This is a genomic window from Lamprobacter modestohalophilus (assembly GCF_016583905.1).
In the GTDB taxonomy this organism is placed as follows: domain Bacteria; phylum Pseudomonadota; class Gammaproteobacteria; order Chromatiales; family Chromatiaceae; genus Lamprobacter; species Lamprobacter modestohalophilus.
This window is the reverse complement of record NZ_NRRY01000024.1, coordinates 68,177-78,112: the sequence shown is the minus strand read 5'-3', so window position 1 is coordinate 78,112 and position 9,936 is coordinate 68,177. Positions and strand designations below refer to the sequence as shown.

The following is a 9,936-nucleotide window of genomic DNA, read 5'->3' as shown; positions in this document are numbered from 1 at the left end:
CGTGATGGCCCGGTCTTTGTGAGTCTCTGTCATTGGTCTGCTCCGCTACCTTGGTTGACGATGGGTTCTCATCATCGCTTATTGTGCCCGCTCGGGGTGTGTTGGAGGAGCGGGGCGGACCATTCCATTACCAGTGCGCTATTGTGCCGCGATAGCGACTGGCTGGTGATGTCCTGACATGGTCCTGCCTGATCACTATCGCCAGCAGACTGGCGCCTGACAGCAGCGCTGCGCGAGCTGGCCCCTTAGCAGGTTCATCCGTTCTGCGCGGTCGGCGAAGCTTGCGGAGCCGAATCGAGCGCGCTATGCTTCGTCGATTAACCTGACAAGAAAGCCGATCCGGAGCAGGCTGGCCATGAAAGAAGGCATCCACCCAGAGTATCAAGACGTTAAAGTCGTGTGCAGTTGCGGTAACACATTCCAAACGCGCTCGACGCTGAAAGACGAGCTGCATGTTGAGGTCTGTTCTGCCTGCCATCCGTTCTATACCGGCAAGCAGAAGATCCTCGACACTGGCGGCCGAGTCGATAAGTTCCGCCGCAAGTACGGTCGTTGAGTCTCTGCCCAGGGGCCGGCTGCTGCTCTGAGAGACCGCCAGCAACGCCAATGGCACTTGATCAGCAAGCCACCGCCATAGGTTAGGGCCGGATCGCTGTTACACTTTCTCGGCGCCGCTGCGCCTCCTTGCGCTCGATCGGCGCTAAATCGCCACCGGAGCGCCATCCATGTCCGATGACAAGAAAACCGATGCCGATGCGGAGCTGAATGCGGCCGCGCTCGTTTATCACGAGACGCCGCGGCCAGGAAAGACCGCGATCGAGATCACCAAGTCTGCAGCTACTCAACGCGATCTCTCGCTCGCCTATACGCCCGGGGTTGCAGAGCCGGTACGGCGCATCCACGCCAACGCCGAGGATGCCTACCGCTACACGAATCGAGGCAACCTGGTCGCGGTCATCACCGACGGCACCGCGGTGCTCGGCCTCGGTAATGTTGGTGCTCTCGCCGGCAAGCCGGTGATGGAGGGTAAGGCGGTCCTGTTCAAGCGCTTCGCCGATATCGACGTCTTTGACATCGAGGTCGATGCTGAGACCCCAGAGGACTTCATCGAGACCGTGGCACGGATCGCGCCGACCTTCGGCGGGATCAATCTCGAAGACCTTGCCGCGCCGCATTGTTTCGATGTCGAGCAGGCGCTCATCGAGCGGCTGGACATCCCCGTTTTTCATGACGATCAGCATGGCACCGCGATCATTATCGCGGCCGGGCTGCTCAATGCGCTCGAATTGCAGGGTAAGTCACTGGCCGATGCGCGTGTCGTGGTTCTCGGCGCCGGGGCGGCCGGTATCGCGTCGATCAAGCTGCTCACCGAGCTGGGTGCGAGCCCTGAGAAGATCCTGACGGTTGATCGCAAAGGCGTGATCCATCAGGGGCGCACCGACCTGAATCGCCACAAGGCCGAGATCGCGGTGGAGACCGAGCGACGCACGCTCGCCGACGCCTTCGAAGGCGCCGATGTGTTTATCGGTCTGTCGGGGCCGGATCTGGTGAGTCCGGAGATGCTTGCATCGATGGCGCCGCAGCCGATCGTCTTCGCGCTCTCGAACCCGGTTCCGGAGATCCGGCCCGAGGTCGCGCTGAAGGTGCGAGACGACCTGATCATGGCGACGGGCCGTTCGGATTATCCGAATCAGGTCAACAACGTGCTTGGCTTTCCCTTCATCTTCCGCGGTGCGCTCGATGTGCGCGCCTCGCGCATCAACATGGCCATGTGTATTGCCGCCGTCCATGCACTCAAGGACCTCACCAAGGAGCCGGTGCCGGCGTCAGTGCTGGAGGCCTATGGTCTTGATGCCCTGACGCGTGGGCCTGACTACATCATTCCGAAGCCGTTGGACCCGCGGCTACGCGAGAGCGTTGCCGGTGCAGTGGCGCGCGCAGCGGTCGCGAGTGGCGTCGCCCGGCTTTTGCCCGACTCGGCCTGATCTGTCCTGAGTCGCTCTGTTTTGTACTGAGTCGTTCTGTTCTGGCTTAGCGGGTCTGCGGCCTGAGGGGCCGCGTCTCGGTCGTTCTCCGCGAGTTGGCCGAGGCGCCGAGCGACCGGATCTGCCGATCTCCGTGCCCGCGTCTGGGGTCGCGATGACTGGCGTCGCGATGCCAGAGCCGCGATGACCAGTGTCGGTGTGCCGGCGGCGCTGCCTTCGATGTTCGCGCGCGACGTCTCGGTTGATTGCGGCACCTTTTGTGCTAAGTGATCTCGGGCGAGGGTTCGGATCGCACGCGCTGGGCGCGAGTAGAATGACAGCGGTTGAACGAGGACCGGCCCTGGCTGCGGCTAGGGTTGGCATTAGGGGTGGCCTAGATGCACCGAAATCTGGCCGGAGTGCACAGTCTTCGTGCAAACTGCCCCGACTCAGTGCGCACGCATCCATCCTTTCATAGGTCTGATCGCCTTTGGCGATCAGGCTGAACATCCTCTCCGGCGCTCGAGCGATATCAAGATGCCGAGGCGAGGGGACCGATAGACGGGAGAGATCTCTATGGCCGATCAGATCATCACCATTTCCGACAAGGCGGCCGGGAAAAGTTTCGACTACCCACTAAAGACGGGTACCCTGGGGCCTGGCGCGCTCGATATCTCTTCGCTCTACCGCGACGCCGGCTTCTTTACCTACGATCCGGGCTTCATGGCGACTGCCAGTTGCCACAGCGCGATCACCTTCATTGATGGCGAAAAGGGCGTACTGCTCTACCGCGGATACCCGATCGAGCAGCTCGCGACCAAGTCGAGCTTCCTTGAGGTCGCCTATCTGCTGCTCTACGCTAATCTGCCGACCGAGGAAGAGCTGAATCATTTCGAGCATCTGATTACCAGCCATACGATGCTCAACGAGAACCTGAAGCGGTTCTTGAGTGGCTTTCATTACGACGCCCATCCAATGGCGATGCTGTGCGGCGTTGTCGGCTCACTCTCGGCGTTCTATCACGAGTCGATCGATGTCAATGATCCGCGCTACCGGGAGGTCTCGGCGCATCGACTGATCGCGAAGATGCCGACGATTGCCGCTGCGGCGTACAAGCACTTCGTCGGCGAGCCGATCATGTATCCGCGCAACGATCTGCGCTACGGGGCGAACTTCTTGCACATGATGTTCGCGACGCCTTGCGCGGACTACGAGCCTGGCTTACTTGCTGAGAAGGCATTGAATCTGCTGTTCATTCTGCATGCCGATCATGAGCAGAACGCGAGCACCTCGACGGTGCGCCTCGCCGGCAGCTCGGGCGCTAATCCGTTCGCCTGTATTGCAGCGGGCATCGCCTCGCTCTGGGGGCCCGCGCACGGCGGTGCGAATGAGGCTGTGCTCGACATGCTCGAGGAGATCGGCCATGTCAAGAATGTCGCCAAGTTCATCGATAAGGCCAAGGATAAGGATGATCCGTTTCGCTTGATGGGCTTTGGGCATCGGGTCTATAAGAACTATGACCCGCGGGCGAAGATCATCCGTGAGGTGTGCCATCAGGTGCTCGAGGAATTCCCGGGCGCCTCTGATAGTCCGCTGCTGGAATTGGCGGTGAAGCTCGAGGAGATCGCGCTCAGCGACGAGTATTTCGTCGAGCGCAAGCTGTATCCTAACGTCGATTTCTATTCTGGCATTATCTACCGAGCGCTCGGTATCCCACGCAATATGTTCACGGTGATGTTTGCCGTTGCCCGCACCGTCGGCTGGGTCTCGCACTGGATGGAGATGATGAGCGATCCGGCCAACCGCATCGGGCGTCCGCGTCAGATCTACCATGGACCGGGCGTGCGTGATTACGTGCCGATCTCCAAGCGTTAGTCATCGGGCGCGCGGTCAGCAGCCGAGCAGGGCTTCTCCATCATCGTTCGCATCGTTCGGGTCTGCAGCCTTCTGGAGTAGGCGTTCGACCGCGTCGGCATTGAGCCCCCGTTCCGGTCGCTCCGAGATCGGGCTCAGCGGCGGATTGCGTCGAGCCCGCTCGGGCAGAACCACCAGCTCGACTGGGATCTCGCCGGCGACGAAGGCGAAGGTCGGATGCATCTGTCGGCTGCCGTCCGCATAGCGATGCTGGCGATCATGCGCCTGCCAGGGGATGCCTCTGTCGATCAGCCGGAAGACGATTTGGCGGGGGTCGTCAGCGAACAAATGCAGACGCACGCCTTGGTCGAGCGAGGCGGTGCCTGACAAGGATTGGCCGACCAACCGCGGGTCGAACTCGGCGAAGGTCTGCATCGCGGCGAGCGCCTGCTCGTGCAGGGTGCTGGTGACCTGCTGCTGGGCCTCGGGCTGAAACAGCTGATATTCATGCTCCAGAGCGGCCTGAATCTCAGCATTGTCTGGCCAGCAGCGCTTATTCGTGATCCCGAGCCGTTCGACCGCCTTACGCCGTGCGTGGTCCAGCGCGAGCAACCCCTGCTCGCGCATGAGGCGGGCCGCCTCGTAGGCAAGCTGTTGCCGTTGGCTCGCGCAGGCAGTGCGTGTGGCCGGTCTTGTGCCGCCGCGAGGTTGATCTAGAGCCGAGCTTGGTCGGCGCGAGCGGCGGGCAAGTCGGCTCCCATTTCGTCTAGGCATGCGTTTCTTGGTCGGTTGGGTTGCTGCGTAAGGGTTTTGGTGTTTCTGATATAGTCAACGAAAACGCGAGAAATGCTGAGGCTTTAGGCTCCGTCTTTGGGCTTCGGCTTTAGGCTTCGTTAGGAGTGTTCTGACGCGGGATGTTCAGATTCGGTCGGAAACAACATGCATTGCTTGGCGTCGATATTGGGTCAAGCGCCATCAAGCTCGTTGAGCTTGGGCCAGGCTCTGCGAGCAGGCCGGAGCATTTCCGGGTCGAGGCTCTGGCGCTTGAGCCGCTGCCGTCTCATACCCTGGTCGAGAAGAAGATCGCCGATGTGACGCAGGTCGGCCAAGCGATTGCTGCAGCCCTGCAACGCTCAAAGTCGAAGACCAAGCGTGCGGTGGTGGCCGTTGCTGGGTCGGCGGTGATCACCAAGGTTCTCTCACTGAGTGCTGAGCTCTCCGATGCCGAGATGGAGGCTCAGATCCAGCTCGAGGCCGATCAGTATGTGCCTTATCCCCTAGAGGAGGTCAACCTCGACTTCGATGTGCTTGGTCCGACCGAGGGCTCGGCCGGGATGGTCGATGTGTTGCTCGCGGCCTCGCGTCAAGAGAATGTCGATGACCGGGTTGCGGCACTCGAACTGGCGGGGTTGAGCGTCGAGATTGTCGATATCGAGTCGAATGCGGTTGAGAACGCCAGCGGCATCTTCATCCATGCGTTGGCGCCCGGCTTGGATCGACTGACCGCGGTTGCAGATATTGGTGCCACGACAACGACATTGCATGTGCTGCGGGGCGGGCAAAATATCTACGCGCGCGAGCAGAGCTTCGGTGGTCAGCAACTCGTCGAGGAGGTCCAGCGCCGTGCCGGTCTGGGACGGGAGGAGGCGCTGTCACAGCTCGCGACGGCGTCGCTCCCGCCACAGCTTCAGACGGTTGTGCTCGGGCCGTTCCAAGATGCCTTGGCGCGGCAGTTGGCGCGCGCACTGCAGTTTTTCTACTCAACGAGCGCCTTCAGTCAGGTCGATGAGGTCTTGCTGACCGGCGGGGTGACTCAGGTTCCCGACCTCGCGCAGCAGATTGCCGAGCGGCTTGCGCTGCCGGTACAGATTGTCGATCCATTCGCTAAGATGGCGCTGTCTCCTGATGCTGAGCGCGTCCTGTCGCAGCATGGTCGGAGCACGATGCTGATAGCGGCCGGGCTTGCGATGCGCCGGTTTCGTTGACCCATGGCTCGGATTAATCTGCTGCCCTGGCGTGAACAGGAACGCCGTCGTCGTCAGCGTGACCTGGTTCTGATTGCCGTCGCTGCGCTTGGCTCTGTACTCCTGATAGGCGTGCTGCTCAAGGTTCAGTTCGATGCGATGACCGATGCCCAGCGAGCCCGTAACCTCTATCTAGAAGGGCAGATCACGGTCCTGAATCGTCGTATTCGAGAGATCAATGAACTCGAGAAGCAGAAGGCTGACTTGCTTGCGCGGATGGGCGTGATCCAAGAACTGCAAGAAAGCCGTCCAGAGATCGTGCATCTGCTCGATCGCTTGGTTGATGCGGTTCCGGTCGGGGTGTTCTTGACTCGGCTCCAGCAAGAAGGCGCGCGTATCACCATTGAGGGACGCGCCCAGTCCAATGCGCGCGTCTCAGCGCTGATGCGTAATATCGAGTCATCGGCCTGGATTGGCAAGCCCGAGCTCTTGCTGATCGAGAACAAGGACGAGACCGGCACCGGTTTCAGCCATTTTCGGCTGCGCTTCGAGCAGCAGCGCTTGCAGCCGGACGCAGGCGAAGACGCCATCGCGCTTACTGTTGGGAGGCGCTGATGGACCTCAATGAACTCGACTTCAATAACATCAGCGAATGGCCATTGGCGGCGAAGGTCGTTCTCATCGTGTTTGGCTGTGGCGTGATCGGTTTTGCTTGGTATCACTTCATCACTAGCGGTCAGATTGAGCAGCTGGAGCGCGCTGAGCAGAAAGAGTTGGAGCTGCGCCAGAGCTTCGAACAGAAGCAGCACAAGGCAGCCAATCTTGAACAGTATCGCCAGCAGCTAGCCGAGATGGAGGAGACCTTCGGTGCCATGCTGCGCCAGTTGCCAGACGAAACCGAGGTGGCGTCACTGCTGGTCGATGTTTCCCAGACGGGGGTGGCAGCTGGTCTCGAATTTGAGCTGTTTCAGCCATCCGCAGAGGAGAACAAAGACTTTTATGCGGAGTTGCCAATCCGGGTGCGGGTCCGCGGCCGCTATCATGCGTTTGCGACCTTCATCAGCGGTCTTGCTGCGTTGCCGCGGATTGTGACGGTGCACAATATCGAGATCGGTGGCGAGCGTCGAAGGGGCGAGCCAGAGGCTCCGATGACCCTTGCTGCGATCGTGAAAACGTATCGCTACCTGGATGAACCTGAAGCGCAATGAGGCCGTTCATGAGAGGCCAAATGCCATTCAGATTGCAGCGGCTTGATAGCTATCGACGGGTTCTTTGCCGGCACATGCCCGCGACGTTAACGCTGCTGCTCATCTCAGCCTGTGCAGATCCAGGTCTGCCCGAGCTTGAAGCCTATGCCGAGCGCGTGCGGGCGCGGCCGGCTGGGCCGCTTGAGCCGGTGCCGGAGGTCGCTTTGGTTGCCCCGTTCCCCTATCTGCCCCGGGAGCGGCGTGATCCGTTCATGATGGACGAGCAAGCGGCTGATGTGGCGCAGCGGCGCAACCCCTCCGGCATCTCGCCAGACCCGCTGCGACGCAAGGAGCCATTAGAAGGCTATTCGCTCGACTCACTGCGCATGGTGGGTACCCTGGAGCAGGACCAGACGCGCTGGGCGCTGATCATGGACCCTGATGGGATGCTGCACCGCGTGCGGACTGGCAACTATCTTGGGCGCAACGATGGCAAGATCACTCGCGTCGATCCGACCGAGCTGCTGCTGACCGAGATTATTGAGAAGGCGCCTGGCGAGTGGGACCAGAGGCAGGCATCGATGGCACTAAAACAGTAAGCGGTCATGATCATGAACCTCTCCAGGCCCCGCGTGAGACCTTTGCTTGAGCAACTCGATTGGCAGCGATGGCCGTCGCTGGTCGAGGCTCTTTTCGCCGGCCTGATGGCATGCCTAATGGCATGCCTAATGGCATTCCTGATGCTGTTCGTGAGCGTCACCCCGGCACTTGGGGCGAGTTTGGAGGTCGCCGAATTTGCGACCTTGCCTGGCAATCAGGTCGAGATCGATCTGGTCTTCTCGGGGGTGCCACCGACGCCGAGTGATTTCGCGACCGAGAATCCGGCGCGTATCGCGATCGATTTTCCTGGCGCATCGAGCCAGCTCGGCCGGAAGTCGATTCCGATTGGGCTTGGTGTCGCGCATAGCCTAGTGGCGATCGAGGCCAGTGATCGCACGCGCGTCGTGGTCAACCTGACCGACAGCGTGCCCTATACGATCAAGACCGAGGGTAGTCGCGTGCGGATCGCATTGAACCCAGAATCGGTTGCTCCGGCGCCTCTGGCACGCGCTCGGCGCGACAGCCTTGACTCGAGTTTCGCTGCCCGCAGTGCAGGGCCGGTGAAGGATATTGATTTTCGCCGTGGCGCGGACGGTGAGGGCCGGGTCATCATCAGCTTGCCATCCGCACAGACGCGGGTGAATGTGACTGAAGAGGGTCGCGACGTCATCGTCGGCATCAGCAATGCTACCCTGCCGCAGAGGCTCTTCCGCCGCCTCGACGTGGTTGATTTTGGTACGCCGGTGGTTGCCGTCGAGTCACGTTCGCAGGGCAGTAATGTTCGAGTCGATATCCAGACCACGGATGAATTCGACTACCTTGCCTATCAGACCGAGAACCTGTTCACGATCGAGTTCCGGTCGCTGACGCAAGCGGAGAAGGAGCAGCTGGCGCGCGAGAAGATCGTCTTTTCCGGAGATCGGTTGTCGCTCAACTTTCAGGATATTGAGGTCCGTGCAGTATTGCAGCTTCTGGCCGATTTCACTGGTCTGAATCTCGTTGCGAGCGATACCGTTAGCGGCAGCATCACGCTGCGCCTCAAAGAGGTTCCCTGGGATCAGGCGCTCGATATCATTCTGAAGACCAAGGGCCTCGCGATGCGCCAGAGTGGCAACGTGATTATGGTTGCGCCGGCCGCTGAGTTGGCCGAACGCGAGACATTTGAGCTGGAGGCGCAACAGCAAATGAAGGAGTTAGCCCCTCTGAAGACTGAGTTTGTGCAGGTCAACTATGCCAAAGCGGGAGACATCGCTGAACTCTTGGAGGGGCAGCGAGAGCAGACGGCCGAGGTCGCGCAGATCGGAAACATGGAAACCGTTCATCGCGTCTCTAGTCAACGTGTGGCTCCCATGTTGTCCAGCCGCGGGTCGGTGTCTTTTGACCCAAGAACGAATGCACTCATTATTGAGGATACCGCCGAGCGGCTAGGCGCGATCCGAGCGCTCATCACCCGGCTTGATGTGCCCGTGCGTCAGGTGTTGATCGAGTCGCGTGTCGTCATCGCAAGTAACAGCTTTGCGCGCGATCTGGGGGTGCGTTTTGGGGTCAGTGGGTCGACCGGTAGTAGCAGCGGCAACCAACTGCTCGTGGGTGGTGGTCAGGACCCGGGTGACGGTGGGATCGAGGGGCTCGGCAACTTTGATGCGGGTCCGTATGGGTTCGACTTGGAGGCTAGTGCACCTTTTAACTCTATCATCCAGAACGATGAGGGCGCCCCCAATCTCTGGGTCAATCTGCCCGCGCCTGATCCGGCAGGTGCAGTCAATTTTTTGCTGGGTAAGGTCGGTTCGCACCTGATTACTCTTGAACTCTCAGCGATGCAGCGCGAAGGCCGTGGCGAGGTGATCTCAAGCCCGCGTATCGTGACCGCTGATCAGACGAAGGCGGAGATCGAGGTTGGTCAAGACATTCCTGTCGTGACGCCAGCGACCGCTGAATCGCCGGCCACCGTGCGCTATGAACCCGCAACGCTCAAGCTGGACGTCACTCCGCACATTACGCCAGATGACCGCGTGATCATGGACTTGAAAGTCAATAAGGACGAAGCAGACTTCACCTTCACGGTGGATGGCAATCCGCTGCGCAACCGGCGGGCTGTGAGTACCTCGGTTTTGGTTGATAACGGAGAGACGATCGTGCTCGGCGGTGTCTATGAGGCGACTAAAGACTTCAACGAGGAAAAAGTGCCCTGGCTCGGCGACTTGCCCATGGTGGGGCGTCTGTTTAAGACGACTGCAAAATCAGAGACCAACCAAGAGTTATTGATCTTCGTGACCCCTAAGATCCTGAAATCAGACCTTGCGATTCGCTGACGTGGATTGCTTTGACGCCGCTGCTTGCCAAGGCCGGGTTCGGCCTACAGCTTGC

9 protein-coding genes are annotated in these 9,936 nt (G+C 60.3%); 8 read left to right on the top strand and 1 reads right to left on the bottom strand.

All coding sequences use genetic code 11. From position 1 onward, the window contains the following. Positions 1 to 355: 355 nt before the first annotated feature. The 3 genes from rpmE to CKO42_RS14755 all read left to right on the top strand — a co-directional run bounded on the left by rpmE (position 356) and on the right by CKO42_RS14755 (position 3,839). The gene (gene rpmE / locus CKO42_RS14765; protein WP_200245497.1) at positions 356 to 556 is read left to right on the top strand and encodes a 50S ribosomal protein L31; all 201 of its coding nucleotides are present in this window, start codon (positions 356 to 358) and stop codon (positions 554 to 556) included. Positions 557 to 725: 169 nt separating this feature from the next. Next, positions 726 to 1,985, top strand: coding sequence for a malic enzyme-like NAD(P)-binding protein (locus CKO42_RS14760; RefSeq protein ID WP_200245490.1), 1,260 nt, complete (start codon positions 726 to 728; stop codon positions 1,983 to 1,985). A 555-nt stretch (positions 1,986 to 2,540) separates the two neighbouring features. Beyond that, positions 2,541 to 3,839: a citrate synthase gene (locus CKO42_RS14755; protein ID WP_200245487.1), complete on the top strand. Its 1,299-nt coding sequence runs from the start codon at positions 2,541 to 2,543 to the stop codon at positions 3,837 to 3,839. A gap of 15 nt (positions 3,840 to 3,854) precedes the next feature. Here CKO42_RS14755 and CKO42_RS14750 read toward each other — a convergent pair whose 3' ends face one another. Then, a complete protein-coding gene (locus CKO42_RS14750; protein WP_200245480.1) occupies positions 3,855 to 4,445 on the bottom strand; it encodes a hypothetical protein in 591 nt (196 codons plus the stop codon). A 287-nt stretch (positions 4,446 to 4,732) separates the two neighbouring features. Between CKO42_RS14750 and pilM the strand changes: the two genes are divergently transcribed. Genes pilM through CKO42_RS14725 form a run of 5 tightly spaced genes read left to right on the top strand, consistent with a single transcriptional unit; the run spans position 4,733 to position 9,881 of the window. Continuing rightward, positions 4,733 to 5,803, top strand: a complete 1,071-nt coding sequence (gene pilM, locus CKO42_RS14745; protein WP_200245478.1) for a type IV pilus assembly protein PilM — start codon at positions 4,733 to 4,735, stop codon at positions 5,801 to 5,803. A gap of 3 nt (positions 5,804 to 5,806) precedes the next feature. Then, on the top strand, positions 5,807 to 6,397 hold the full coding sequence (locus tag CKO42_RS14740) for a PilN domain-containing protein (RefSeq protein WP_200245476.1): 591 nt from the start codon (positions 5,807 to 5,809) through the stop codon (positions 6,395 to 6,397). Next, the gene (locus CKO42_RS14735; protein WP_200245461.1) at positions 6,397 to 6,990 is read left to right on the top strand and encodes a type IV pilus inner membrane component PilO; all 594 of its coding nucleotides are present in this window, start codon (positions 6,397 to 6,399) and stop codon (positions 6,988 to 6,990) included. The genes CKO42_RS14740 and CKO42_RS14735 overlap by 1 nt, the downstream gene beginning before the upstream one ends. Before the next feature lie 20 nt (positions 6,991 to 7,010). Further along, on the top strand, positions 7,011 to 7,568 hold the full coding sequence (locus CKO42_RS14730; protein ID WP_242479402.1) for a pilus assembly protein PilP: 558 nt from the start codon (positions 7,011 to 7,013) through the stop codon (positions 7,566 to 7,568). Between the two features lie 6 nt (positions 7,569 to 7,574). Then, positions 7,575 to 9,881: a type IV pilus secretin PilQ gene (locus tag CKO42_RS14725; RefSeq protein WP_242479401.1), complete on the top strand. Its 2,307-nt coding sequence runs from the start codon at positions 7,575 to 7,577 to the stop codon at positions 9,879 to 9,881. Positions 9,882 to 9,936 lie beyond the last annotated feature (55 nt).

Coding starts and splice junctions, on each gene's coding strand:
- CKO42_RS14730 (WP_242479402.1), top strand. CDS start 7,011: ATGCCATTCAGATTGCAGCGGCTTGATAGCTATCGACGGGTTCTTTGC.
- CKO42_RS14735 (WP_200245461.1), top strand. CDS start 6,397: ATGGACCTCAATGAACTCGACTTCAATAACATCAGCGAATGGCCATTG.
- CKO42_RS14750 (WP_200245480.1), bottom strand. CDS start 4,445: ATGCGCGAGCAGGGGTTGCTCGCGCTGGACCACGCACGGCGTAAGGCG.
- CKO42_RS14755 (WP_200245487.1), top strand. CDS start 2,541: ATGGCCGATCAGATCATCACCATTTCCGACAAGGCGGCCGGGAAAAGT.
- CKO42_RS14760 (WP_200245490.1), top strand. CDS start 726: ATGTCCGATGACAAGAAAACCGATGCCGATGCGGAGCTGAATGCGGCC.
- pilM (WP_200245478.1), top strand. CDS start 4,733: ATGTTCAGATTCGGTCGGAAACAACATGCATTGCTTGGCGTCGATATT.
- CKO42_RS14740 (WP_200245476.1), top strand. CDS start 5,807: ATGGCTCGGATTAATCTGCTGCCCTGGCGTGAACAGGAACGCCGTCGT.
- CKO42_RS14725 (WP_242479401.1), top strand. CDS start 7,575: ATGATCATGAACCTCTCCAGGCCCCGCGTGAGACCTTTGCTTGAGCAA.
- rpmE (WP_200245497.1), top strand. CDS start 356: ATGAAAGAAGGCATCCACCCAGAGTATCAAGACGTTAAAGTCGTGTGC.